We start from the raw sequence: 24,042 nt of genomic DNA, 5'->3' as shown, positions 1-24,042 counted from the left end.
CCCGCTGGTACCGGTCGAGTTGAGGGCCGGCCTGATTGTCGGTTTTCTTGGCGGCTTGACTACCTTTTCATCCTTTTCACTGGATACCGTGCGCCTGCTCGAAAGCGGGCAGGCGCCGCTGGCGTTCGGCTATGCCGCGCTCAGCGTACTTGGCGGCCTGCTCGCAACCTGGGCTGGCCTGTCTTTGACCAAATTCTGAACCAACGAGAGAACGATATGCTCGATTCCAAACTGTTACGCGGCCAACTTCAGGAAGTGGCGGACCGCCTGGCCTCCCGTGGCTTCAGCCTGGATGTCGCGCGCATCGAAGCACTGGAAGAGCGCCGCAAGGTGGTGCAAACCCGCACCGAGCAGCTGCAGGCCGAGCGTAACGCCCGTTCCAAGTCCATCGGCCAGGCCAAGGCCAAGGGCGAAGACATCGCTCCGCTGATGGCTGACGTCGAGCGCATGGCGGCCGAACTGGCCAGTGGCAAGGTCGAGCTGGACAGCATCCAGTCCGAGCTGGATGGCATTCTGATGGGCATTCCGAACCTGCCGGACGCTTCCGTGCCGGTCGGTGAAGACGAAGAAGGCAACGTTGAAGTGCGCCGCTGGGGCACCCCGAAAGCCTTTGATTTCCCGGTCCAGGATCACGTCGCCCTGGGCGAGAAGAACGGCTGGCTTGACTTCGAAACCGCAGCCAAGCTGTCGGGCGCACGTTTTGCCCTGCTGCGTGGCCCGATTGCGCGCCTGCACCGTGCCCTGGCCCAGTTCATGATCAACCTGCACATCAACGAGCACGGTTACGAAGAGGCCTACACCCCGTACCTGGTTCAAGCACCTGCGCTGCAAGGCACTGGCCAGCTGCCCAAGTTCGAGGAAGACCTGTTCAAGATCAGCCGTGAAGGCGAAGCCGACTTCTACCTGATCCCGACCGCTGAAGTGTCGCTGACCAACATCGTCGCTGGCGAGATCCTTGACGCCAAGCAACTGCCGATCAAGTTCGTTGCCCACACCCCATGCTTCCGCAGTGAAGCCGGTGCGTCGGGTCGTGATACCCGCGGCATGATCCGTCAGCACCAGTTCGACAAGGTCGAGATGGTTCAGATCGTTGAGCCGAGCAAGTCCATGGAAGCCCTGGAAGGCCTGACGGCGAACGCCGAGCGCGTACTGCAAGCCCTCGAGCTGCCATACCGCGTGCTGGCGCTGTGCACCGGCGACATGGGTTTCAGCGCCACCAAGACCTACGATCTGGAAGTCTGGGTGCCGAGCCAGGACAAGTACCGCGAAATTTCCTCGTGCTCCAACTGTGGTGACTTCCAGGCCCGTCGTATGCAGGCCCGCTGGCGTAACCCGGAAACCGGCAAGCCGGAACTGGTGCACACCCTCAACGGTTCTGGCCTGGCGGTCGGCCGTACGCTGGTGGCAGTGCTGGAGAACTACCAGCAAGCCGATGGCTCGATCCGCGTGCCTGAAGTCCTCAAGCCTTACATGGGTGGCCTGGAGGTTATCGGCTAAATGGAATTTCTACCGCTGTTCCACAACCTGCGTGGCAGCCGTGTGCTGGTCGTAGGTGGCGGCGAGATTGCCTTGCGCAAATCTCGCTTGCTGGCAGATGCCGGCGCCGTACTACGTGTGGTTGCGCCCGAGATCGAAGGGCAATTGGCCGAGCTCGCCCGGCACAGCGGTGGTGAACTCCTGTCCCGTGGGTATCAGGAAAGCGATCTGGACGGTTGTCAGTTGATCATCGCGGCTACTGATGACCAGGAACTCAATGCTCAGGTGTCTGCCGATGCCCGCAAGCGTTGTGTGCCGGTCAATGTGGTCGATGCGCCTGCGTTGTGCTCGGTGATTTTCCCGGCCATTGTCGACCGTTCGCCACTGGTTGTTGCGGTGTCCAGCGGCGGTGATGCACCGGTCCTGGCTCGGTTGATCCGGGCCAAGATGGAAACCTGGATCCCTGCGGCTTATGGCGAACTGGCCGGCCTGGCTGCACGTTTTCGCCACAAGGTGAAAGCGCTCTACCCAGACGTCAACCAGCGCCGCGGCTTCTGGGAAGATGTCTTTCAGGGGCCGATTGCCGAGCGCCAACTGGCCGGGCAGGGTGCTGAAGCCGAGCGTTTGTTGCAAGCCAAGGTAGACGGCGTACCCGCGCAGACGTCAGGCGAGGTGTACCTGGTTGGCGCTGGTCCTGGCGATCCTGATCTGTTGACGTTCCGCGCCTTGCGCCTGATGCAGCAAGCGGATGTGGTGCTCTATGACCGCCTGGTGGCACCGGCAATCATTGAGCTGTGCCGTCGTGATGCCGAGCGTATTTACGTTGGCAAGCGTCGCGCCGATCACGCCGTGCCTCAGGATCAGATCAATCAGCTTTTGGTTGACCTGGCCAAGCAAGGCAAGCGCGTGCTGCGGCTCAAGGGGGGCGATCCGTTCATCTTTGGGCGTGGCGGCGAGGAAATCGAGGAACTGGCGGAGCAGGGTATTCCATTCCAGGTAGTACCCGGTATCACGGCGGCCAGTGGTTGCTCGGCGTATGCCGGTATCCCGCTGACCCACCGTGACTATGCGCAGTCAGTGCGCTTCGTGACCGGTCATCTCAAGGATGGCACCAGCAACTTGCCGTGGAACGATCTGGTGGCGCCTGCGCAAACCCTGGTGTTCTACATGGGGCTGGTGGGGCTGCCGACCATCTGTGCCGAGCTGATCCGTCATGGTCGTGCCGCCGATACCCCGGCGGCGCTGGTTCAGCAGGGCACCACGCCCAACCAGCGGGTCTTTACCGGCACGTTGGCTGACCTGCCGACACTGGTGGCGGAGCATGAAGTCCATGCGCCAACGCTGGTCATCGTCGGTGAAGTGGTGCAACTGCGTGACAAGCTCGCCTGGTTCGAAGGCGCCCAGTAAAAACCGACCCTTGTTGTCGATTGCAGCAATAGGCGCCGCCTGTGCGGCGCCTGCATTGTCGGCCTACTAGGTCATTAACCGAGCGGGCGTGCGTCCCAGTACGCCCGTGCCTTGGCGAACGCGTTTTCACGGTCATCGCCCAGCCCGCGCAGGGCCAGGGCCATGGTCGAAATCAAAGCCATTTCACCGTAGCTGTCGCGGGCCTCTCCGCGCCAGACCGCCAGTAAATGCTCCGGTTCCAGGCTGGCCGGTTTGACATGGCGCTGTGCGGCGAGCGCTGGCCATTCCTCATCCCAATCCTGCCCGCCTGCCGTGCCATACAAATGGCTGGCGCTGTCCGGGTTGACCTCTATCTCACCCCCGTCGCCCTTGACCACAATGGCTGTGTCACCGAGCAGTCGGCTGGCCTCGCGATGCACCGCCTGATAGCCGGGGTGGAAGATGCTCTGCAGGCCGCAGCGCGCGCCCAACGGGTTGAGCACGCGGGCCAGGGAGTGGATGGGTGAACGCAGGCCCAAGGTGTTGCGCAGGTCGATCATCCGCTGCAACGGGGGCGCCCAGTCCTGCAATGGAGCAAACGCCAGGTGCTGGTTATCCAGCGCCTTGGACACGGCATTCCAGTCGCGGCACAGCGGAATCTGCAGCAGGTCGAGCAGTTGCTCGGTGTACAGGCGCCCCGCGGTATGCGCACCGCCGCCATGCATCAGGATACGCACGCCGTTTGCTGCCAGGCACTTGGCCGCCAGCAGGAACCAGGGCAGGTGACGTTTCTTGCCCGCGTAGCTTGGCCAGTCGAGGTCGACCTGCATTGGCGGCGCTTGCAGGCGCTGGCGCAGGGCTTCGGTGAAGCCTGCCAGTTCCTCGGGGCTCTCTTCCTTGTGCCGCAACAGCATCAGGAACGCACCCAGCTGGGTTTCTTCGACCTTCTCGTCGAGCAGCATGCCCATGGCCTCACGGGCTTCTTCGCGGGTCAGGCCGCGAGCGCCGCGCTTGCCTTTGCCAAGGATGCGCACAAATTGGGCGAAAGGGTGCTCAGCCGGGGTTTCGAGGGTTAACGGGCGAGGATCGGTCATATGCAATTGGTTGGCTTCGGCAGGCCCGCCAGCTTGGCGGCGAGTTTGGCAGGGGTGCCCTTGAACAGGCGATTCAGGTGCAGGCTGTTGCCTTTTTCCGGGCCCAGCTTCAAGGCTGTGTATTTGATCAGCGGGCGGGTGGCTGGCGACAGCTGGAACTCCTGGTAGAACTGACGCAGCAGTTCCAGTACTTCCCAGTGCTCTGGGGTCAGTTCCAGTGCTTCACGCTCAGCCAGCGCGGCGGCGACCTCGCTGGACCAGTCACTCAGCTCCAGCAGGTAGCCATCTTTATCCAGCGCAATGTCGCGGGTGCCGACAGTCAGGGTACTCATAACCAGCTGTTGACCTTGTCGTATTGCAGGGACAGGGCCACGAAAGCCGGGTAATCGACGCTGCGGGCCAAGGTATCTGCCGCAATGGCGCGTGCCTGCAGGTCTTCTTCAAGGGCAAACAGGCGCTCGCCAAGGTTGTGGGCGAGCAGGGTGCTCAGCGGCGCGCTGCCGGGTTGCAGGGCATACACCGCATCGCCGCAGAGCAACAGGCCATCGGCGGGGCCGAGCAGGCGCAGGCAGCTGCTCAGGCGGTCGTCGCCAAAGGGTGAGTGGGAAATGACGTGCAGGGTGCTCATCAGAGGGTTACCACCTGGTCAAAACGGTCAATCAGCGCTGCCAGCGCAGCGTCGTCCAGCACTTCTACCGGCAAGCTCAGCTGCTCGGCACAAAGGCCGCGCTCGAGCAGGCTGGTGCGGGCGGCAAACAATTCTTCTACGCCGAACATGGGCAGCGCCTGCAGGTTCGCTGCAAGGTTCTTCTGCTGCAGCTGTGCGGGTTGCTGGCCGGGTGCGAGCTGGAACACACCATCATCGAGAAACAGCATGCCCAATGGCAGGTCAAAGGCACCGCCGGCCAGGGCGATGTCCAGTGCCTCGCGGGCCGACGGGCCTGCCCACGGCGCTTGGCGGCTGATGATCAACAGGGACTTGGCCATCTTAATCACCTCCAAAGCAGACCAGGCGGTCGGCGGTTTGTGCGGCCTCATGCAACTGGCCAAGGCCTGACAGCTCCCAAGGCGCCGACAGGTTTGCCGCCTGGCGCTGATAGCGTTGGGCTTCTTCTGCGTTCAGCACGCCACGGCGCAAGGCGGCGGCAATGCACACCACGCCATCGAGCTGTTGCTCGCTGACGAAGGTGCGCCACTGGGCTGGAACATCCAGCTCATCCTGGGGCGTGACCACAGTGCTTGAAGCGCTGTGAACGCCATCCTGGTAGAAAAACAACCGGACGATCTCGTGCCCGCCTGCCAGTACGGCTTGGGCGAACAGCAGGGCGCGGCGCGAGGAGGGCGCATGGGCCGGGGAAAAAACCGCAATCGCGAACTTCATGGGAGGCTCTGTCAGCAAATCTGTGGGAATAATAAAGCAAAAAGCCCGCAGCGGGCTGCGGGCTTCCTGTTCTATCGGTTGCCAGGCGCGAGGCGCCGCCAATCAGGCCTTGTGCGCGCTGCTTTCTGGCAGAAACCAGTTCAACACCAGTGCACAGATCCCGCCGGTGGCGACACCCGACTCCAGCACATTGCGCAGTGCCGACGGCATATGGGCGAGGAACTCCGGTACTTGCGCCACACCCAGCCCCAGCGCCAGCGACACCGAGATAATCAGCAGTGCGCGGCGGTCCAGGCTGATGCTGGCGAGGATATTGATACCCGACGCCGCCACAGCCCCGAACATCACCATCGCTGCGCCACCCAATACCGGCTCAGGCACCGCCTGAATCACACCGGCCACTGCCGGGAACAGGCCCAGCAGTACCAGCATTGCGGCGATCCACACACCGATATGGCGGCTGGCGATACCGGTCAACTGAATCACCCCATTGTTCTGGGCGAAGATCGAGCTGGGGAAGGTGTTGAACACGCCGGCCAACAGCGAGTTGGCGCCGTTCACCAGCACGCCGCCCTTGATCCGTTGCATCCACACCGGGCCTTCTACCGGCTGGCGCGACACCTTACTGGTGGCGGTTACGTCACCGATGGCTTCCAGCGAGGTCACCAGGTAGATCACCAGCATCGGGATAAACAGTGCCCAGGAGAAGCTCAGGCCGAAGTGCAGCGGCATCGGCACCTGGAACAGCTCGGCCTGGTGCATGCCGGTAAAGTCCAGGCGGCCCATATAACCGGCCAGCGCATAGCCCACGGCCAGGGCAATGACGATGGCGCAACTGCGCATCCAGACCACAGGAATACGGTTGAGCACCACGATAATCGCCAGCACCACACCTGACAGCAGCAGGTTCTCACCGTTGGCGAAGGTGCCGTTGGCCATGGCCGCGAAGCCGCCACCCATGCTGATCAGGCCGACCTTGATCAGGGTCAGGCCGATCATCAGCACCACGATACCGGTCACCAGCGGGGTGATCAGGCGCTTGACGAACGGCAGGATCCGGGAAATACCCATCTCCACGAACGAGCCGGCAATGACCACACCAAAGATGGCTGCCATCACGCCTTCTACCGGCGTGCCTTGCTTGACCATCAACGCACCGCCAGCGATCAGCGGGCCGACAAAGTTGAAACTGGTGCCCTGAACAATCAGCAACCCGGCGCCAAACGGCCCGAAGCGGCGGCACTGCACAAAGGTGGCAATCCCGGAGATGACCAGCGACATCGACACGATCAGGTTGGTATCGCGGGCTGAAACCCCCAGTGCCTGGCAAATCAGCAGGCCGGGGGTCACGATCGGCACGATGATCGCCAGCAAGTGTTGCAGGGCGGCCAGCAGGCCGATCAGCAGGCGAGGGCGGTCTTCCAGACCCAGGACCAGTTCATTGGCCTGCGCAGGTGCGTCTGGCCGGTGTTCGATTGCGCTCATGGGTAGTGTGCTGCCCCGGGAGAAAAAAGGAGCGCATTCTACGGTGGCACACCCATTTGGCAAAGCCCAAACGCCACCCATGAAAAAGCCCACCGAAGTGGGCTTTCGTACACTACCGGGCTATCAGTCGTCGCGACCCATCAGGCCGAACAGCTGCAGCAGGCTGACGAACAGGTTGTAGATCGATACATACAGGCTGATGGTTGCCATGATGTAGTTACGCTCACCACCGTGGATGATCGCGCTGGTCTGGAACAGAATGCAGACCGACGAGAACAGCACGAAGCCGGCGCTGATCGCCAGTTGCAGGCCGCTGATCTGGAAGAACAGGCTGGCCAGTACTGCGCCCATCAGCACGAAGAAACCGGCGGTGATGAAGCCACCCAGGAAGCTCATGTCCTTGCGGGTGATCAGCACATAGGCCGACAGGCCGCCGAACACCAGCGCGGTCATGGCGAATGCCGAGCTGACGACTTCAGCGCCGCCCTGCATGCCCAGGTAACGGTTGAGGATAGGGCCGAGGATGAAACCCATGAAACCGGTGAGGGCGAACGTGGAGACCAGGCCCCAGACCGAATCGCGCAGCTTGTTGGTGAGGAAGAACAGGCCATAAAAGCCGATCAGCACCACGAACACGTTCGGGTAGCCGACGCGCATCTGCTGGGCCACGTAGGCCATGATGCCGCTGAAAACAAGGGTTAAAGCCAGAAGGCCGTACGTGTTACGCAGGACGCGGCTGACTTCTTGCTGTTCGACCTGCAGGCCGTGATTGACGGCGTAATCCTGTTCGCGCATGGCGACACTCCTGTGGTTTTGAAACGTTCAGATGCAAAGATCATAACAGAGGCATGCAAAGCGGCTACACAGAGAGTTTGACAGCTTGTTTCATTTCGGTATTATGGCGCCCGCAAAGCCGAGGAAGCGTGGCCGAGTGGTTTAAGGCAACGGTCTTGAAAACCGTCGATGGGCAACTATCCTAGAGTTCGAATCTCTACGCTTCCGCCATATAAGTGCCTGATTTCATTGATGTTTATCCCGCTCTACCCTGCAAAAGGGAGCATTTTGGGAACACTTTGGGAATAGCAGGCAAAAAGAAGGAGCCCTTGAGGCTCCTTTTTTGTTGCGTTTAGCTCAACCTGAGCGCCTGATTCAACAATCCCACCACATCCGGCCCGTCCTCGCTGATCCACTTCGCGTAGTGCTTGAAGATCATCGCTGTCGACGTGTGCCCCATCTGGTCAGCTATCCACTCTGGCGTGGCAATCCCGCTGCTCAGCATCTGGCTGGCGAACGTATGTCGGCAAGTATTCGGCCCGCGTTGACGTACACCGGCCTTCTCCAGGTGCGTGATCCACCAACCGTGACGCAGCACGTCCGAAGAACGGTACGGCTCACCCGTGGCTGTGTTGTGGAAGACAAACCGCACGCGCTGTTCGCGAACCGTCCGGTTGTCGCGATCCACTACCTCGATCAGCTCAGCCGGCAGATTCTTAGTGAAGCGTGCCTGTGCCTGGAGTGCGCGCAGAGCAGGGGCAAGCAACTTGACCTTGCGTGTCGATCGCCTGGTCTTTGTCACCTTGTACTGGCCACTGACACGGGCGCGGCGGATTTCGACCGTGCCAGCTTCCAGATCGATGTCCTCCCAGGCCAGCGCCATCGCTTCACTCACCCTTGGGCCTGACCAGATCATGTACTGGGTGAGATTGATCTCCTGCTCTCGGTCGGTTGGTTGGCCCAGAATGGCCTCGATCTCTTCCCGGGTGAATGGGTCTGGGTCTTCCGCGTCCGGTAGCGAAATAGTGATGCCATCGGTTGGATCGAAGGCGCTACGGTTGCGAGTGCGGTACAGCCGGAAGACCTGGCGCAGATGGCTGACGATCTCCCGCACGGTTTTGTTGTGCAGTTTGGGCATCAGGACGCTCTGGACCCAGTGCTGGATGTCCAGGTGATCAATCTGATCAGCCTGCAAGTCTCCCCAGCGTGGCCGGATATGCTTCTCGGTGCGGCTGCGATACATGGCGAATCCGCTCGCGGCCATCTGGTTAGCCTTTATCTCCAGCCACAGATCGATGTAGTGGCCGAGGGTGTTGGTCTTGACCCTAGGCGAGTCAGGGAAGTGGCGGGCGTAGCTGAACGTCCCTGCCTGGATCTCATAGTTGATGATCCCCACCAGGCGCTCGGCGTTGGCCAAGTTGGCGGGGGAGGCGTCGCCCGGGATGGTTTCCCGGCATAACTCGCCTTGGTAACGGAAGTACACGCGGACATGGTTGCCGCGTACTTCGACTCCATCTGCCATTGAATTTCACTCGAAACAAAGAAACGGCCCAGTGTATGGGCCGTTGTGAGAGGTTGGCCTGTTGCCAGGCCTAGAAGATCGCGGCGTTAGTTCTTGGACAGCCTTCGGTCACCCGCATCAACGGGGTGGCTGAAAATCACCAGCTCTTTCGGGTCGATCAAGTCGCGCTGGCGCTCTACCAATAAATGAGGGTCGAGTCCCAGTTTTGTGGCCATGGCTTCTGCGGCCTGGCGTGCGCTGATGGTGTTACTAGCGGTCTTCTTCTGTCCCTTGACGGTGGCCACGTACGTGCCAGTTGTATAGCGGCAGCGAATATCAACGGCCACGATAGTTCCCTCTCTGTTCGCGCTTGGCCTCTACGTTAGCAATATAGGCTTCCCACTCAACCGATTTACGCTGCTGGCGGATTTTGCTGCAGCTCTGGTGCTTACGGGTTGAACGGGAATGACCGCAGACATCGCAGTAATTGGGGAGATCGAGGGCATGGCTTGCCAGCCGAGGGCGGATTTTCTGGGTCATGTGCGGCTTTCTCCGAACAGGGCACGAGTGAGAGCGTTACGCTCACCGGCCGGCGTCAAGTCGGACAGAGCAATCGCCACCTTGTGATTGTTTCGGTACTTCACGATCGCCGTGCTGCCGAGGATGCAAACTATGGTCGCCTGCTTGACGCTCATACGAGTGGTCCGCGTTCCATGACGAACTTCAACGAAGGTGACTTGGTCGCCGGGCTTGTAGGCTGGTGTGGTAGCCTTCTCAGTGCCGACTTCGGGGGTTTCTACTTGCATGTTGTTTCTCCTTGGGGTTGGTCGGCGCCGGAGAGTTGCAGCTCCTCGGCGCCTCCCTTCTGCTTACGTGAGCTGGGTTTGCTTGCCGTTCTCGAAGACGTAGAGATCCACGTCGCGTAGCCGGTACACGCCTCCCGGCCCACCGCACACGATGTATTCACCTTGGCTGGGTTCACCGACTCGCACTGGGAACAACTGGTCTGCCTGATGTGCGTACTCGCTGGAAGCCTTGATCAGCGCATAGAGCTGCTGCCCATGGCGCCCGCAGCCTGCTGGCCCATGTGCAGCTTCGTAACCGAGCCAGGCTGCTCGGGTTTCCAGATTACTGGGTAGCCCGTCAGCGGCCACTTTGAGGTCGTATCCGCGGTCTTTGGCCCAGACCTGGAAGCCCAGCATCAGGTTGAGGGTGTCCAGTTCTCTGTCTGCAGTGCTCACTGTTTGCATGTCATTTCTCCTTGGGGTTGTGCCTGGCGTTGCAGCGCCGTGGCGGTTCAGCCGGCCTTAAAGGTCCAGCACTTGACTGTTGTTGGCCGCACATTGGCGGCGGTGGTGCGGTTGTTGAATGCAGCGCGCACGGCGCTGTCGACGGCGCGGTTGGCGTCGACGAAGGGGCGCGATTTGCTGTTGCGCAGCAGCGTGCGCAGGGTGCTGACGTCAGCCAGCTTCTGCTTGTGCTCGGCGGCTCGTTCGCAGAACTCGTTGAGGTGCACGGCGATCAACTCGGCATTTTTGCTGTGGTCGACCACGGGCTCGTCGCTCAGTGACTGCAGGTAGTCGAACACCTCCCAGAATTCAGCCACTTCCTTCGGGTCGGCGTTCACGGCGTGTTGACGGCCGATAGCCATAGCGCGCAGCTCGCGCAGGGTGGCGTCGTGTTGGCGGTCGGACATCGGTACGATGACTCGCAGTGCGTCGACCAGGGCCATCATCTGCGCATGGTTTTTGATGATCCGCTCGATGCGGATCTCACGCATTTCACGCAGCGCCTGCTCATGCACCTTCACCTGGACACGGAAGGTTTCCATGATTTTCTGCTCGGCCTTCGCAGCCATCAGCAGAAAGTGGCTGACCTCGCTGGCCTGCAGATGGTTGAGGTTGTCGGCTGCAGCGCGGCTCTCACTGGTGACCTCTGGGCGAACGAAGTGCAGCTTCACGATACGTGTAAGGATCGCCTCGGATGCTGTAACGGAAGCGTTCTGGCTGAACACCAGGGTTGCGCGGAAGGGAGGGGCGTTGGTGTCGTTACCGCCGTTTTTCACACCGGTCAGGCCAAGGCCACGGCCGTTGTATAGAGGCTTGAACTGATCGAAGTCGAAGGACTTTGCGGCTCCCGTCTCGGCATCGCTGCGGTCGGCCTCAAGCATCACATTGGGCATGTTTGAAGTCTGGCTCAGCCAGCGGCGTAAGCCCGCCTTGGTCATTTTTACCGGGTCGTCGCCTTCTTCATCCGGTCGGCCAAGTAGTTTCCACAAGAACATCAGTAGCGTGGACTTACCGGCGCCGGCCTCGCCGGTCACCTCTAGGAATGGGAACGACTGGAACTCGCCGCGGATCTGCTCGGCGAACAGCGAACCGAACCAGAAGGCGAGGGCTGCCACGCCCTGGGTGTTGAAGCACGTCCACAGCCACTTGAACCACTCGTCCCGGTACCCGGTGACGTCTTGGTTGATCTCCATCTTGATGGACTTCTGCAGGGTCTTGAGACGCAGGCCTTTGAACTCGAAATAGTCCTCAGCGTTGGCCTTTTCCAGGACACCGCCACGCACGGCCAGATCGCCGAACACGTAGCAGCCGTGCTCCTTGCTGTAGCCGAGATAGTCGATGGTCTTTACGGTTTTCAGGCCGAACAGTTGTTGCTGCATGATCCGGTCGAGCTGGGAACCCGAACCGGTGAACACAGCGCCGGCGGCCATGCCCAGCAGCCGTTTCTTGAACTCGCTGGCCGCAGCCACTTGGCCACCGGTGAAGGTGTTCAAGACGCTGGGCTCGTCGTGCGGGAAGTCGACGCGGAAGTAGTACCAGGACTCGTCTGTTACCTCGTTGCGCTGAAAATAGAGCGCTTGCGGATAGCAGTTAGCGATCTCGACCACCATCCCGCATTGACGCATGGCCTTGTCGCGAAGCTGGCGATCATTGAGCAACTGATTATCGTGGCTGTCTGAGTCCTTGATTTGCTGGATGGCCTTCGTAAGCTTTTCCAGATCCATCTTGAACCAGTACAGGCGGTTCTCGAACGAGAAGTGGAATTCATGACGTTCGCGCCATTCGTACATCAGCACGCCTTTCTCAGCGGCGCTTTCGGCCAGCAGCAGGCTACCGTGGTATCGCGCTTCGCGCAGGTCTCGGTCTATCTGCTCTTGGCGCTTTTCTTCGTCAAGAAATGCCCAGCGCTGGTGCAGATCGTTCCAATCGACCTTTCGGCCGCGCTGCATGATCTGCGCTGCCTCGGAGTTGAAGCCCAACTCGCGGGCCATGGCGGCGTGTTTGCGGGTATAGCGGTGGGCGCCTGGTTCGTTATCCAGAGCCAAGACGAGTTGTGGCAGCTTCTTGCCGTTGTCGGCACGCAGCTTGGCCAGCGCTTTGAGCGACTCAAATGGGAATGCCCCCGAACTCATTGCAGACACTGCGTCGATGCCGTTATGCACCATGGCGATCGCGTCGAAGATGCCCTCGACAATCCACAGTTCGTCCACCTCCAGCAGGTTTACTACGGGCGGACACCACCAGTATCCCTTGGGTGACTGGCCCGGCGCGAAACGCGCTTTCTTCTTCCCGAAACGATGTGGCTGATCGATCAGGCGTTCCCAGTACTGCCCGTGCTCTAGGGCAAAACGGACTGTGGCACTACCGATTTCTAGGATGCGATCCCAGTAGTTTTCCTGTGTGTACCAGCCTTTCACCAGTCCAAGGTCGAAGCCGCGGGCGAACTGCAGGTAAGCGTCGGCCGATGCGCGTGGCGCTTCCTGGGTGGCTGGGTAGCGCTTGCTGTAGTCGTCGAACAGGTCGTCGAACAACTCCTTGATGTGCCACTGCTCACCGCACTTGCTCTCGCGGCCGCACTTTATGAACCAAGGCTCATCCTGTCGCGAATACAGTTCTTTCTTGCCGCAGCTGGGGCAAGTGCCCTTGCGCAGGTACTGGGTACCCGCCATAGGCTTGAGGCCGTAGTTGTCCTCTAGGCGCCGAAGGACTTCGGCGCGCAGTTTGTGGTCCATGGGCTTGCGGTTCACTGCACGCACTCCCCGATACCTGTCAGCTGCTTTTGCAGCTCGCGGCGTGTACGGCAAATACCGGCAAGGTGTGGGATGTCCTGGAGCACCTTCGGTGCACGCTGGCCACGTGGCACGTTCCGATAGCGATCGGAATACCAGACGTCGGCCATGGTGGAGTCGTACTGGCTGTTGAGCCATTGCAGGTATTGCTCTGCCTGCTTTTGGTCCAGCTCAAGCTGGATGGTGATTTTGCTCATTTCGGCCACCGGTAAAGTGCAGTTTCCCCTTACCCACGCAAGGCGGGTATACGGCAGGGGGTGATTCAGGGTTAGTGCGTGGTGTTGCGGGAGGTCAGCAGGCGTGCTGGCAGGAAACGCGCCGGTACCGGGTAGCGCTTCTTGGTTTGCGTATCCAGCAACCAGATCAGGTAACGGTAAGGGCCGCTTGCTGGGTAGATGCCCAGTCGTGCTACTCGCTTGGTGGTCATGCTTTCAAACTCGGCAACAGCCAGTTCAGCGATACGCTGCACCAAGTTTTCAGGTACTTCGAGGGACTGGGTCAGGTAGCGTGCGCAGTTCTCAAGTACCTGGTGATCGCCGGCCAAGTGCTGGCCACGCTGACGATACAGATAGGCGACTGCAGCCTGTTGCATGGCTGCCCGGTAATCGCTGGTGGGGTTTTCAGTCAGGGCAATAGCATTCATGCGTGTACTACCTCCATTTCCAGTTGATCCAGCAAATCGGGTTGATCGTTGGCCGACTTCATCGCCTGACGACGCATGGCTACAGGGGCTACCGGCAGCTTGACTGTTGGGTTCGGCATGCCACTCGGGCTCATTTCATGCGTCATTTCGAACTGAGCACGCACAGACCAGCCGCAGGCCTCGTTTACGCATTGCAGGTAGGCCACACGCAGGAAGATGTGTGTGCCTTCGCTTGTGCGGATGCGCATGCGGCCGTTGCAGTGAGGGCAGACGAGTTTGTAGGTACTCATCCTCAGATTGTCTCGGCCACTTCTAGAGCAATGTTCAACGGGGTGATCGCATCCCCGATCGCAATACGGATATCTGAGCCAGCGAGGCCTCCATTGGCCCTACGAACGGTTTCCTTTAGGGTGTCCAGCCGCAGCTGTGCTTTTGCCAGCAGTTCGATGAGTTGTTCACGATTATTTTCAAGGAGATCGTTCATGGGGTTTCACCAGAGCAAAGAAGAAGTTGCACGCTTGACGCGCCGTTTGACTGAGCGATATGACGCACTGATTAAGGTCATGGAGGGCCGAGACACCACGCGACCACTGGGTGACGGCAGCAAAATTGAAGGGATCTGGGTTCGTGGCGAGGACATCCGGTTTGCAGTGGACGATGTCGCTACAGCACTGAAGGAAATAAAGTCCCGGCTTGGCAAAGACTGATGATTGCGCTGCATAGCCGTCACCTTCCTGGCTGCTGGCTGTGTAGCGTGATTGTTGCCAGCACCTCGGCAGACCGTGCTGCGAGGTAGCGTTTGTGCGCTTGCATGATTTCCTTCGCCTCACCTTCCTCAATGACGCCATCCTCCAGTGCCTTGGCGATGATCTGGTCTACTACGCCGCGCTTGGCGTCGGTCTTGACCGAGCGTCTGTAGAGTTCGACGTTGTCCAGAGTCTCTGGCGTAGCCAATGGCACGAACATGCCGCCGTACATATGGGCAATGAACTCAGGCAGGAATGTTGTTCCGGCATCGGTTTCGAGCCGGTGAATCTGGTCGTAGGTCAGCGGGCGGCTGCCGGCATTCTCGTAGAGGTGGTTATCGAATCGCTTCAGTTCGTAGCCAAGGCGTGCAGCCGCACATTCACGGCCGCCAGGAAAGGCGCAGACAACTGCACTGACCACCTGGCGCAGGGTTTCTAGAACGGGACGCTTCATGTTCTGGTTTCCTCCTTGAGCCAGTAGGACTAGTTTTCGGTTGCGCCGTCTTTGATACCGAGCAGGACCGCCGCCCGGTGTGCCTCTCCGCGGAGGCACTTTTTCTGCCCGTTAAGGACCGCGTACACAGTAGAAGGAGTAAGGCCATGCTTCTCGGCCCATTCCTTCGCTGAAATTCCTTGGCGTGCTAAGCGAGCCCGAGCCCCTTGGCACGCTTGCTCGGTGGGGTATGTGTTCGGCATAGTCTCGATTCGTGTGATTTCGTGTGACGATGAGCTGATTATTTCCCTCAATTGTGGGAATGTCAATCGTCTTTGGAGACGTTTGTGGGAATTGGCGAGCGCCTAAAAGAAGAACGGGAACGCCTCGGGTTGAGCCAGACTGATTTCGCAGCTCTCGCTGGGGCGTCTAAGAACAGTCAATACAACTACGAGAAAGGTGAGCGAAGCCCGGATGCGAACTACTTGTTCGCAGCTGCTATGCAGGGCGTTGACGTGCTGTACGTCATCACTGGGGAGCGTAAGCCACAGCTGACTGACACCGTTTCCGCTGAGGAGGCTGAGTTCTTAGAGGTCTACCGCAAGGTCGCGGAGAGCGATAAAGCATTGTTGAGCCGTACGGCATCGGCGCTGGCCAAAACAGCCAAGTGATAGTGCAGTGCGTCTGTCACTGGCAAGCGCTGGATAGGATGTTGTAAACCGTCCCATGGGGGGGCGGTGATTCATTGGATGACAAAAGGAAGTTCTTTAAAATGGCCCTCACGCCCTGTAAGTCTTGCAAGCACCAAGTAGATGCAAAGGCGAAAGTTTGCCCAAGCTGCGGTGTTTCCAATCCTGGTGTAACTGCTTTTCAGCAGTTTATGGGGTTGGTTCTTCTGCTTGTGATAATCGTAGTAGTGTTTAAGGCCTGTTCGAGTGACAGTAATGACAAGGCTGTATCGGTCGAGTCGAAACAAAAAACTCAGGTCCCAGAAAAGGTCGAGAGTAAGCCTGTGCAAAAAACTTTGGGGGTAACTCCCCAAGAATATGCTGATCGAATAAACCCAATAATCAAAAAATTCGAGAAACCTTATCGCGTTGATGGCGGTTCCGTCAAAAGCGGCGAGGTTAATGACATTTTTAGTGCCAGCCTAGGTCCATATGCCTCTCTTGTGGCGAGTGTTTCCAAAGTCAACGGCGAGATTCAAGAGCTGACTCTTATCGGCGCCGGTGACGGTAAGCCTACGTCTGGTCTGGAAATTATGATGATGGCCAGTGCCGCTTTGGCATCCGCTGCTCCAGGTGCTGACTTCCGTGAAGTCTTCAAGAAACTTCCATCGATGATGGATGGTAATCCTGAGATACACGGAAAAGTAAAGCTAAGTGTTAAAAAATCTGATCAAGTTGGCACTTGGTTTTTTGCAACGCCGATCTGATAGTTCTGTAGTGCGTACTCTTGGTGCAGTGAGCGATATAGTTGATTTCGCTCCTGTCACATGGAATGGAGTATTGACATGCAAAGCCTTACCGAGTTTGAGCTTTTTTTCCTTGATTTGCTGCGCGGTTTGAATGAGCAGCAGTTAAAGGATGTTATCAGGATTATGGAGGCGTTTCTGCTTTCTTCACAGTAAGCGGCGGACTGCAAGGCTCACAGTTGCTGAGTCTTGCTTGTATTCATTGGTGAAGTGGGAATGAGTAGTTGAAATATAATCATAAGCACTTGGCGGAGACGGGATTTTTTTGGTTTGCACTGGGGGTTCCGATAGCGATAGGACTAACTCTTGGCATAGCAATCGGCCTAGCTGAGAGCTCTATGAGTTGGTGCTTTGCTGAGGAATGTGTTCGCACTTTTTTTACTGTATATAAATTCCCAATTGCAATTTCAGGCTTGTCCTTGCCGCTAGTCGCAATGGTTGCGGCTATTCATAGATCTATGGAGGCCGCTCATCAGTTAAATGAGGCCTTGCTAAATAATAGATTTGGTAACTATCTGAAGCATCGCGAGGGTTTTGAGAAGCTGTTGGATGGCTTCTGTGAGCGAGAAAATAAAGGTCTTGAACGTGGTTTGTTGGTTATGGCGCAGAAAATTTATGCTGAACTTTTTCCAGATAGTGGGTTCAATAATAAAAGCTGGAATGGTCGGCATGACTCTGGCTATTTAGGTAAGCTTGATGAGCATGTTGAGGTCGTGATGTCGGGCGCGGCTCGTGGGTCTTCGGGCTTTGATTTTTCTTGCTTTTTGGATTCTGTCTCTTATTTGTCTAGAGAGATGCATATTAGTTACTCTCCTTATTCTTGGGTGAGGCTTGCTGGTAATGATGTTAGCTCGGGGAATCGTTTTGTCGTTTCTTCACTCCTTGCTGAGAAATATGCATTTGTGATTGCGGTTTCGGATATTTTGGAGGTTTATATGTTGCTTAAAATATATGCTGGTGAGTACGGTGGTAGAGATATTGCTAGGGATTTCATTGATTCTGATGTCTTTAAAAGTGTGATTTTTTCTTCAGATGAATATATTATTAAATCAGGTCCTGACTGGAAGAATGGTTAGAGGTGAGTAAGTTGCAATCGCCCAAGCTCAATTTTTTCCATTTTGCAGTTTCTTCCATTTTGTGTCAGAGTTTTTTTTCGCAGCTTGATAAGTTTCAAATACACGGTTAATCCTTTTTGGTCGTGTAGCATTGCCAGCAACAACAGATTTCTCTTTGCCGCTGGCCTTGTCCCTGTAAAACGCAACCACGCCCGTGTATTTACCGCCTTTCGGTTCTTCGTACAGACTGTCGACAGTGTCCTCGGGCAGCTTGCTTTCCAGCTCCAGGCTAGTGATGTAGCCGCCGTCTGCCGTGAGACTGTGCTGCACGTTGCCGCCGTACCAGATGATCGCATCGATCTCGCCCTTAACCCCGCGCAGGCTGTAGGTCAGCTCTGGGATCAGTTCCGGCCGGCCCTTGGCCAGGTTGTAGCTGAGCGTGGCACTGCCACGTTGCATGCGGTTCAGCTCAGACCGGGCGGCCCGCAATGCTGATTCCCGATCGCTGTAGGTATGGCGCAGATCCTTGACCTTCTCCCCGCCGCCGGCAATTGCCTCCTGCTTTTTGGTGCTGCCGACATCGTAGTAGTAGGCTTTTACTGCGTCGTAGCTGTCGCGGTCGGCTTGAAGGAAACGGTGTCCATCGCCATCTGCCCTTGTCAGCGTGATGTGGGGGAGGGCCATTCCGCTTGGCGTCTTCCCTCCGCCTGCCGGCAAGCACACCAGACAGCCTGCTTTCACGGTGATGACCGCGTCGTGCAGTTCGCCCAAGCGAGTGAGCAGGTTGGCATCGGACTCATTGGCCTGGTCCAAGTGACTGACAGCTCGCTCGGCTACCGTTTGCGCAATACTGGTTTTGAGGGCGTTGGCGTTGGCGATGTCGCTCAGAATATGCCCCAGGGTCGTACCGCTCCAGCTGCGCTCGCGCTTGGTTTTCAAACCGTTGCGCAGGTCCGCCGATCGAGCACGGATGTTGAGAACGTCTGGCGCGCCACTGTGTTCGGTTTCGTCAACGGTGTACGAACCCTTGAAGACCAGGCCGGTGTCGCTCCAGCCGAGCCACAGGCGTACAGCAGCGCCTCGCGGAGGGATCTCCAGCAGCCCGTCGTGGTCGCTGAGGCTCAGGTTTAACTGATCGGCCTCCAGGCCGCGGTTGTCGGTGAGTTGCAGGCTGATCAGGCGCGGGCTGATGAGTTTGGCGATATCCCTGCCGTCGACGGTCAGGCGGAATGCGGGCACGGGATAAGCGGAGTCCCGCCGCAGGCCTTCCCGGGCGTCCTGGATGTATGCAGCAACCCGCAGTTCTTCTTCTGTCACAAGACGGCCCTCAGGATGCGCGAGTTGCGGTTGGCGTAGCCTTCCTGCAGGTCGATGCGCCCTTCGTCGGTACGCTTCAGCGTGAGGCTGAAGTCGATGCGTCGCGGGGTTCCGTCCTGGAAGAACAGCGTCTGCGTCTCGCTGAGGCTCTCGATCACGTACAGCCCACGCATGCGACCAGTGCCGTCGACCAATGGCCAGGTCTTGCCGGTGTTCGCCATCCCTCTAAGTTCGTCCAAGCTGACAACATCGCCGGCCAGTTCGGGCAGCAGGATCCCGGGCAGGGTGAGCTGATCCTCGCCGCGGCCGACGTATTGGCGTGCTGGCTGTGCGCCGACGCGGTTGCTGGTCGCGTGGCGCCAGTCGGTTTGCCGCTGCAGCTCCTGGTAGGCCAGGGTGCTGAGGCTGAAAACGAACATGCCCAAGGCTGCCATCATGGTGTGTTACTCCAGATCGGTCAGGCGGCTGCGTTGGCGGGCGGACTTCTCGCGCTCGCGGCGGTCCAGCTCGGCGCCGACAGCCCGAGCGATGGCTTGTGGGTCCATGCCGGGGCTCGGGTGAATGTTGATGTTGATGATGTCGTGGCTGTCGTTGACAGCAGGAGCCGCGGCGGCGATCGGCGGGCGATTGTCAGTGGTGATGCCAGACGTGGCGTCGGCCACCAGCGGCTGCACGCCGGCCAGTTGGGGCATGGCGGCCTTGAGGTCGAAGGCTCCGGCCTGAGTCAGTTGCTGCCCCATCCGAGCGACAGCGTCCAGCGGTGCTTTGGCGCCGGCATCGAGACCCTGAGCCAGGCCCTCTGTGGTAAATCCACCCAGTTCGGCGAACACTCGCGACGGGCTGTGGATACCCAGCTTTTCCTTGAACCAGCCGATGGTCGAGTCACCGAGGCTGCTGATTGTGTCTTTGACCAGGCCCAGTCCTGCCGTCAGGCCGTTGATCAAGCCGTTCACGATCATTCCTCCGAACTCGGTGAAGCGTGCCGGCATGTCGATGCCCAGGTAGTTCAAAACACCTGCGAATGCCTGGTAGATCAGGCCGATGGGGCTGAAGTTGGCCAGCACCGTAAGGATGCCGCTGATACCACCGCTGAACCCGGCTTTGATCTCGTTCCAGGCACTGGCGAAGTACGCTTTCACCTGGTCCCAGTTGCGATAGATTAGGTAGGCCGCACCAGCGACCACTGCTATCGCGGCAGCGATGGCCAGAACTACAGGGTTCGTGGCCAGCCCCCATAGGGCAATAGATACGCCCCGGATCGCGCCCATCAGTCCGCCGGACAACACGCCAATAAGTTTGCCTACCACAGGCAACATGGCGCCGCCTTTCACTGCGAATAGCGCCATGCCGTACTGAGCCAAGGCGAAGGGACCGAGTACGCTGGCCATGGCCACGGTCAGTGCGCCCATCCCGGCGACCAGGACGGCCACGATTGCGGCGCCCTTGGCGATGCCGGCAGCCAGCTCCGGGTTGGCCTCGATCCACGTCCGTGCAGTGCCGACAACTTCAGTGATCGTCTGCACCAGCTCGCGTAGTGGGCCGTTCTGGCCATCCATGAGCGAGCCAATCAACGCGCCCCAGGTGCCGGTGAGCTTGTCCAGGTCGCCGCCGAGGTTGTCGCGGAAGGTCTTACCCATCTTGTCTGCCGCCCCACTGATGTCTCCCAGAGCCGCGGTGCCACCGGCCAAGGCTTTCAGGAAGTCGGGGATTTGGTCGACGGCGAGGTCCTCCACTGGAGTACCGAACAGGGCAATGGCTGCATTGGCACGCTCTGCCGGATCCTTGATACGCAATAGAGCGTTGGCCGTCTTCGTCAGCGCCTGGCGGGCGTCCGGTCCGCCTTTTGCGATTGCGCTCGACATCTTGCCGGCGTTGAGCCCGATCGATGCGTAGGCCTCCTGGCTTGCCTTGGACATGTCGGAGCCGCGGATGGAGAACTCCTTGATGGCGTCACCGGTTTTGTCCAGGGCGAACTTGCCCTGCTTGGCCATATCGACCAGCAGGCTCATCGCTTCGGAGCCACTGAAACCCATACCGCGGAAGTGGGTGGAGTACTCGTGCAAGATTTCGGGGATCTCGCCACGCATTTGCGTCGAGACCTTCTGGAGTCCGGCTGCAACCAGGTCGAATGCTTCGCCACTGTTGCTGGCCAAGCCGTTCTTCATGAGAATGCCGACCATCTGGATGCTCTCCGCGACGTCGACACCCATTATCTTCGACAGATCCAAGGCTTTCCGAGCGGCACTGTCCAGCTCTTGATCGCCGACGTTGCCCAAGGCACCGAGCGTGCTCTTGGCCGCGGCCACGGCGTCGCCGATCTCGGAAATGTCGGTGCTCTGTCCGTCGGTGCGGATGTTGCGCACAATCTTGGCGTACTGTCCTGCCCGGTCAGCAGACTCGCCTGACTGGGCCGCGATCATGGAGCCTTGGTGCGCCACCTCCATCTGTGGCGCCACCAAGCTTGCGCCGACCATACCCATGCCGACGCCTGTCGCGATCCCCGCAGCGCCTGCGCCTGCCATTGCTCCGGCCCGCCCTTGGGCCTTCTCCAGTCTTCCCTTGGCCTGAGCTGCCTTGCGTTGCGCCACCGCCAACTGTTTGAGCTGTGCCTCTTGCTGCTCGATGGTGTGGTTGGTCTGCGCCATCTCCTGACGCAAGGCGGCGTTGTGCTGGTTGAGCTTGCGTGTGTCGATTCCGGCGGCACCCAGACGGCGCTGCAGACCGCGCAGCGCCTCCTGTTCGTCCTGGTGCTGCTGTTTCAGGGCATTGGTAGCCCTGATCGCTGCCTGGAACTCGGTTGTCATCTGCTTGGTCGGGGCGTCGACCGCGGACATTTCCCGGCCCATTTGCTTGACCTTCGCCCGAGCGGCGTCCAATGCCTGGGCGGTTTCGCGGGCTTGAGCATGCTGTTGACGCCATGCGCTGACGTCCTTCTGTTGCGCGTTCAGCTCCTTGAGGCGTTCGCGGGTTGCCTTCAGGGAACGGGCGGTTTCCTGCCCGCCTTGGTTGATCTGGCGCAGCGGGGCAGTGGCTTTGTCCACGGCATCCAGCAACACCTTGAGCCGCAGATCATTTGCCATCGCTACCGCTCCTCACACGCGCTCGCTCGCGCCATTCCATCAGATCCTGGACGCTTAACCGGTCCATGTCGGCAGGCGCCCAGTGGAAAACCACTGCCAGGTCGGCCATGGCGTTTTCTACGCAACCAGGGAGGCGTCCGTCTTCGTCCGCTTCTGCAGCAAAAAACCGGTGACCTTCACGCCCAGAGCTACGAGGTCGGCGGGGTCCAAGGCACGCACTTCACCCTCGGTCAGTTGGCAGATACGTGGTAGCAGCTTGATGAGGGCGGCCACGTCCATCTGCAGCAGATCGGCCAGTTGGATGCCGCGCAGCTCACCGGACGATGGTTTGCGCAGGGTGACCTCCTCGATAGTCGACTCACCACGTCGGACAGGGGTGTCCAGTTCGACAGTGTTCTCGTTCTTGGCCAGCGGCTTTGCTTCCACCGAGACGGTGGTTTCTTTGGTGTCCATATGTGTTCCTTGAGTGCGGGGGAGGGTTAGATGCCGAGGGCTTTACGCTGGGCGGCCAGCATGTCTACGCCGTTCACTTTTTCGACGAAGTTGAGAAGGTCGATTTCGACCAGGACTACGCCGTCCATGGTGAGCTTGTAATAGCTGCAGGTGGTGGTGATGGTGTGCTCGGTGTCTTCGCCTGGGGTGGCTTCGCCCATGTCGATGGTTTCGTGTCGTCCGCGGACAACCACCTCCACGGCACTGACTTGCCCGGTGTCGTCACGCTGATAGCTGCCGGCGAAGCGAATCATGATCGCTGCCGCACCGACTGCGGCGAATTGGGTCAGCACCAGGGGATCAAAACCACCGAGCTTCCATTCCAGTTGCAGGCCGTCGTCGGAGAAGCCTAGGTCGACCTTCACCGGTCCATTCATACCGCCGGCGCGGTATGCCTCCATCTTGCGAGCAAGAACGGGCACGGTGACGCTCTTGCTGACGCCGATGTAGTTGTTGCCCTCGTTGAAGGTGTTCATGTTTTTGAGTTTGCGTGGCAGTGCCATTTGGCTGGTCTCCGTCAGCTATTGATGCGGGTGGCGAAGTCCGCCAGGTAACGGTCGGTGATGCGCTGGCGAAGGGTCAGGTCTTCCAGCGGCGGAACCGGCGTGTAGTCGTAGTCGATGTACAGCTTGCCGGCCTTGAGCGTGGTGGCGCTGTTTGCCTCTTCGTCGTACCAGGCCTCACCGCCGATCAGGTAGCCCCCAGCGATCAGCTCGCGGAACTTGGCGTTGATGCCTTCGATGATGTCGCGCACCAGGGAGGGGTGCATGGGCTTATCCATCGCCCACAGGTGCGCCTCGGCCATGGTGTCGGCCAGCACCTGGGCGGTGCGGGTGTAGTTCTCGAAGGCGAACAGCGGATCCTCGGTGCAGGTTCGGCTGCCCCAGAAGCGGAAGCCACCCGAGTTAATGAGGGTGGTCACCTCGTTGCTGTTGAGGTAGTTGGCGTCGGTGGACGGGTTTTGGAGGTCCCAGAACACGTCGGCGCTGATGCCGCTTACGCCGTTGACCGGGATATTGGAGAGGGTCTTGTGCCAGCCAGTGTCCTGGTCGATCTTTGCGCGCAGACCCAAGGCTCGTGCAACGGCGGGCGCAGTGGCGATGCTGTCGCTCTCGGTACTCCAGAACTCGAAGTCCGGCCAGATGACCATGGCCTCGCGGGCGCCGAAGTTTTCGCGGTAGGCGACGGCCTCTTCCTTGGTCTTGCAGCCGTGAGCGCTGACGTAGGCAAATGCGCGCAGTTGCTGCGCGATAGAGACCAGGGCAGTGGCTACGGGCAGCGAGTCGAGGCCAGGCACACCCAGAATGCGAGGGGTCACCTTGAGCCTGGTCTTGGCGGCCATCAGGGCCTTCATGCCGGTGTACTTGCCGTTCTCGGTGGTGGTACCGATGAGATTGCTGGTGGTCTCGGCGTCAGTCGCACCAGTAGCAACACGCACGACCACAGTGGCTGGCTGGGTCTGATCGGAGATCGCCTGCAGGCTGGCAGCCAGGGTACCGGTCTTGCCGGCCTTCCCGATGGCGCTCTGCACGCTGGTGAGCAGGACCGGGGTATCGAGAGGGAAGGCGATCGGATCGGCGTCGTCTGCAGTGCAGACCAGGCCGACGACAGCGGTGGAAACGGTGCG

The 24,042-nt window shown here is 59.4% G+C and carries 33 protein-coding genes and 1 tRNA gene; 8 read left to right on the top strand and 26 right to left on the bottom strand.

Annotation, left to right across the window (positions count from 1 at the left end):
- The 3 genes from crcB to cysG form a co-directional block, all read left to right on the top strand.
- A partial coding sequence (gene crcB, locus EKA13_RS19855; RefSeq protein ID WP_100250150.1) for a fluoride efflux transporter CrcB occupies positions 1–199 on the top strand: 199 nt, incomplete at its 5' end.
- A gap of 17 nt (positions 200–216) precedes the next feature.
- Complete coding sequence (serS, locus tag EKA13_RS19850; RefSeq protein ID WP_065761001.1) at positions 217–1,497, top strand: serine--tRNA ligase; 1,281 nt, start codon at positions 217–219, stop codon at positions 1,495–1,497.
- On the top strand, positions 1,498–2,883 hold the full coding sequence (cysG, locus tag EKA13_RS19845) for a siroheme synthase CysG (protein ID WP_065761000.1): 1,386 nt from the start codon (positions 1,498–1,500) through the stop codon (positions 2,881–2,883). It abuts the gene before it with no gap.
- A 74-nt stretch (positions 2,884–2,957) separates the two neighbouring features.
- Here cysG and EKA13_RS19840 read toward each other — a convergent pair whose 3' ends face one another.
- The 7 genes from EKA13_RS19840 to EKA13_RS19810 form a co-directional block, all read right to left on the bottom strand.
- Positions 2,958–3,956 (bottom strand): glycosyl transferase family protein, encoded by a 999-nt coding sequence (locus tag EKA13_RS19840; protein ID WP_065760999.1) that lies wholly within the window; start codon positions 3,954–3,956, stop codon positions 2,958–2,960.
- Positions 3,953–4,288, bottom strand: a complete 336-nt coding sequence (locus EKA13_RS19835; protein WP_065760998.1) for a TusE/DsrC/DsvC family sulfur relay protein — start codon at positions 4,286–4,288, stop codon at positions 3,953–3,955. Before EKA13_RS19835 ends, EKA13_RS19840 begins: the two co-directional genes overlap by 4 nt.
- Entirely contained in the window at positions 4,285–4,584 is a 300-nt protein-coding gene (tusB, locus tag EKA13_RS19830; protein WP_065760997.1) for a sulfurtransferase complex subunit TusB, read from the bottom strand. The genes EKA13_RS19835 and tusB overlap by 4 nt, the downstream gene beginning before the upstream one ends.
- Positions 4,584–4,943: a sulfurtransferase complex subunit TusC gene (gene tusC, locus EKA13_RS19825; RefSeq protein ID WP_065760996.1), complete on the bottom strand. Its 360-nt coding sequence runs from the start codon at positions 4,941–4,943 to the stop codon at positions 4,584–4,586. The genes tusB and tusC overlap by 1 nt, the downstream gene beginning before the upstream one ends.
- 1 nt (position 4,944) lies before the next feature.
- Positions 4,945–5,337 (bottom strand): sulfurtransferase complex subunit TusD, encoded by a 393-nt coding sequence (gene tusD, locus EKA13_RS19820; RefSeq protein WP_065760995.1) that lies wholly within the window; start codon positions 5,335–5,337, stop codon positions 4,945–4,947.
- 102 nt (positions 5,338–5,439) lie between these two features.
- The gene (locus tag EKA13_RS19815; protein WP_065760994.1) at positions 5,440–6,822 is read right to left on the bottom strand and encodes a nucleobase:cation symporter-2 family protein; all 1,383 of its coding nucleotides are present in this window, start codon (positions 6,820–6,822) and stop codon (positions 5,440–5,442) included.
- A gap of 123 nt (positions 6,823–6,945) precedes the next feature.
- Entirely contained in the window at positions 6,946–7,617 is a 672-nt protein-coding gene (locus EKA13_RS19810; RefSeq protein WP_065760993.1) for a Bax inhibitor-1/YccA family protein, read from the bottom strand.
- 122 nt (positions 7,618–7,739) lie between these two features.
- Between EKA13_RS19810 and EKA13_RS19805 the strand changes: the two genes are divergently transcribed.
- Positions 7,740–7,827 (top strand) — tRNA-Ser (locus EKA13_RS19805).
- A 121-nt stretch (positions 7,828–7,948) separates the two neighbouring features.
- Here EKA13_RS19805 and EKA13_RS19800 read toward each other — a convergent pair.
- From EKA13_RS19800 to EKA13_RS19755, 10 genes are all read right to left on the bottom strand, one after another.
- Entirely contained in the window at positions 7,949–9,118 is a 1,170-nt protein-coding gene (locus EKA13_RS19800) for an Arm DNA-binding domain-containing protein (RefSeq protein WP_065760992.1), read from the bottom strand.
- Between the two features lie 86 nt (positions 9,119–9,204).
- Positions 9,205–9,444 (bottom strand): hypothetical protein, encoded by a 240-nt coding sequence (locus EKA13_RS19795; RefSeq protein ID WP_065760991.1) that lies wholly within the window; start codon positions 9,442–9,444, stop codon positions 9,205–9,207.
- Positions 9,434–9,637, bottom strand: coding sequence for a hypothetical protein (locus EKA13_RS19790; protein ID WP_083199860.1), 204 nt, complete (start codon positions 9,635–9,637; stop codon positions 9,434–9,436). The genes EKA13_RS19795 and EKA13_RS19790 overlap by 11 nt, the downstream gene beginning before the upstream one ends.
- Complete coding sequence (locus EKA13_RS19785) at positions 9,634–9,903, bottom strand: hypothetical protein (protein ID WP_065760990.1); 270 nt, start codon at positions 9,901–9,903, stop codon at positions 9,634–9,636. The genes EKA13_RS19790 and EKA13_RS19785 overlap by 4 nt, the downstream gene beginning before the upstream one ends.
- A gap of 63 nt (positions 9,904–9,966) precedes the next feature.
- Positions 9,967–10,347: a hypothetical protein gene (locus tag EKA13_RS19780; protein ID WP_065760989.1), complete on the bottom strand. Its 381-nt coding sequence runs from the start codon at positions 10,345–10,347 to the stop codon at positions 9,967–9,969.
- A 47-nt stretch (positions 10,348–10,394) separates the two neighbouring features.
- Positions 10,395–13,118 (bottom strand): toprim domain-containing protein, encoded by a 2,724-nt coding sequence (locus EKA13_RS19775; protein WP_065761002.1) that lies wholly within the window; start codon positions 13,116–13,118, stop codon positions 10,395–10,397.
- A gap of 11 nt (positions 13,119–13,129) precedes the next feature.
- Positions 13,130–13,372 carry a hypothetical protein gene (locus EKA13_RS19770; RefSeq protein ID WP_065760988.1) on the bottom strand — a complete coding sequence of 81 codons (243 nt, stop codon included), beginning with the start codon at positions 13,370–13,372 and terminating at the stop codon, positions 13,130–13,132.
- A gap of 71 nt (positions 13,373–13,443) precedes the next feature.
- A complete protein-coding gene (locus tag EKA13_RS19765; RefSeq protein WP_065760987.1) occupies positions 13,444–13,818 on the bottom strand; it encodes a hypothetical protein in 375 nt (124 codons plus the stop codon).
- The gene (locus EKA13_RS19760) at positions 13,815–14,108 is read right to left on the bottom strand and encodes an Ogr/Delta-like zinc finger protein (protein ID WP_065760986.1); all 294 of its coding nucleotides are present in this window, start codon (positions 14,106–14,108) and stop codon (positions 13,815–13,817) included. Before EKA13_RS19760 ends, EKA13_RS19765 begins: the two co-directional genes overlap by 4 nt.
- A 2-nt stretch (positions 14,109–14,110) precedes the next feature.
- Complete coding sequence (locus EKA13_RS19755; RefSeq protein WP_065760985.1) at positions 14,111–14,302, bottom strand: hypothetical protein; 192 nt, start codon at positions 14,300–14,302, stop codon at positions 14,111–14,113.
- Between EKA13_RS19755 and EKA13_RS19750 the strand changes: the two genes are divergently transcribed.
- The gene (locus EKA13_RS19750; RefSeq protein WP_065760984.1) at positions 14,301–14,525 is read left to right on the top strand and encodes a hypothetical protein; all 225 of its coding nucleotides are present in this window, start codon (positions 14,301–14,303) and stop codon (positions 14,523–14,525) included. The genes EKA13_RS19755 and EKA13_RS19750 overlap by 2 nt on opposite strands.
- Positions 14,526–14,544: 19 nt before the next feature.
- Here the strand turns inward: EKA13_RS19750 and EKA13_RS19745 are convergent, their stop codons facing one another.
- Together EKA13_RS19745 and EKA13_RS19740 are read right to left on the bottom strand one after the other, a co-directional pair.
- Positions 14,545–15,018, bottom strand: coding sequence for a YmfL family putative regulatory protein (locus tag EKA13_RS19745; RefSeq protein ID WP_065760983.1), 474 nt, complete (start codon positions 15,016–15,018; stop codon positions 14,545–14,547).
- Positions 15,019–15,047: 29 nt separating this feature from the next.
- Entirely contained in the window at positions 15,048–15,260 is a 213-nt protein-coding gene (locus EKA13_RS19740) for a DNA-binding protein (protein ID WP_083199859.1), read from the bottom strand.
- 84 nt (positions 15,261–15,344) lie between these two features.
- Here EKA13_RS19740 and EKA13_RS19735 point away from each other — a divergent pair, with 84 nt between their 5' ends.
- The 3 genes from EKA13_RS19735 (at position 15,345) to EKA13_RS19725 (ending at position 17,547) form a co-directional block, all read left to right on the top strand.
- A complete protein-coding gene (locus tag EKA13_RS19735) occupies positions 15,345–15,668 on the top strand; it encodes a helix-turn-helix domain-containing protein (protein WP_065760982.1) in 324 nt (107 codons plus the stop codon).
- A gap of 101 nt (positions 15,669–15,769) precedes the next feature.
- Positions 15,770–16,432, top strand: a complete 663-nt coding sequence (locus EKA13_RS27900; protein ID WP_065760981.1) for a hypothetical protein — start codon at positions 15,770–15,772, stop codon at positions 16,430–16,432.
- A 263-nt stretch (positions 16,433–16,695) separates the two neighbouring features.
- Positions 16,696–17,547 (top strand): hypothetical protein, encoded by an 852-nt coding sequence (locus EKA13_RS19725; RefSeq protein ID WP_125862954.1) that lies wholly within the window; start codon positions 16,696–16,698, stop codon positions 17,545–17,547.
- Between the two features lie 27 nt (positions 17,548–17,574).
- Here the strand turns inward: EKA13_RS19725 and EKA13_RS19720 are convergent, their stop codons facing one another.
- The 7 genes from EKA13_RS19720 to EKA13_RS19690 all read right to left on the bottom strand — a co-directional run.
- Positions 17,575–18,843: a phage late control D family protein gene (locus tag EKA13_RS19720; RefSeq protein WP_065760979.1), complete on the bottom strand. Its 1,269-nt coding sequence runs from the start codon at positions 18,841–18,843 to the stop codon at positions 17,575–17,577.
- The gene (locus EKA13_RS19715; protein WP_065760978.1) at positions 18,840–19,280 is read right to left on the bottom strand and encodes a phage tail protein; all 441 of its coding nucleotides are present in this window, start codon (positions 19,278–19,280) and stop codon (positions 18,840–18,842) included. The genes EKA13_RS19720 and EKA13_RS19715 overlap by 4 nt, the downstream gene beginning before the upstream one ends.
- A 6-nt stretch (positions 19,281–19,286) precedes the next feature.
- Positions 19,287–21,923, bottom strand: a complete 2,637-nt coding sequence (locus EKA13_RS19710; protein WP_065760977.1) for a phage tail tape measure protein — start codon at positions 21,921–21,923, stop codon at positions 19,287–19,289.
- The gene (locus tag EKA13_RS19705) at positions 21,913–22,032 is read right to left on the bottom strand and encodes a GpE family phage tail protein (RefSeq protein WP_083199858.1); all 120 of its coding nucleotides are present in this window, start codon (positions 22,030–22,032) and stop codon (positions 21,913–21,915) included. The genes EKA13_RS19710 and EKA13_RS19705 overlap by 11 nt, the downstream gene beginning before the upstream one ends.
- Positions 22,033–22,040: 8 nt before the next feature.
- A complete protein-coding gene (locus EKA13_RS19700; protein ID WP_065760976.1) occupies positions 22,041–22,376 on the bottom strand; it encodes a phage tail assembly protein in 336 nt (111 codons plus the stop codon).
- 26 nt (positions 22,377–22,402) lie between these two features.
- Entirely contained in the window at positions 22,403–22,918 is a 516-nt protein-coding gene (locus EKA13_RS19695) for a phage major tail tube protein (protein ID WP_065760975.1), read from the bottom strand.
- Between the two features lie 14 nt (positions 22,919–22,932).
- Positions 22,933–24,042, bottom strand: a 1,110-nt coding sequence (locus EKA13_RS19690; RefSeq protein ID WP_065760974.1) for a phage tail sheath protein, incomplete at its 5' end; no start/stop codon positions are given.

Source organism: Pseudomonas defluvii (genome assembly GCF_001695625.1).
Taxonomy (GTDB): domain Bacteria; phylum Pseudomonadota; class Gammaproteobacteria; order Pseudomonadales; family Pseudomonadaceae; genus Aquipseudomonas; species Aquipseudomonas defluvii.
The sequence above is the reverse complement of the archived record's forward strand: the minus strand, read 5'-3'. Positions and strand labels throughout refer to the sequence as shown.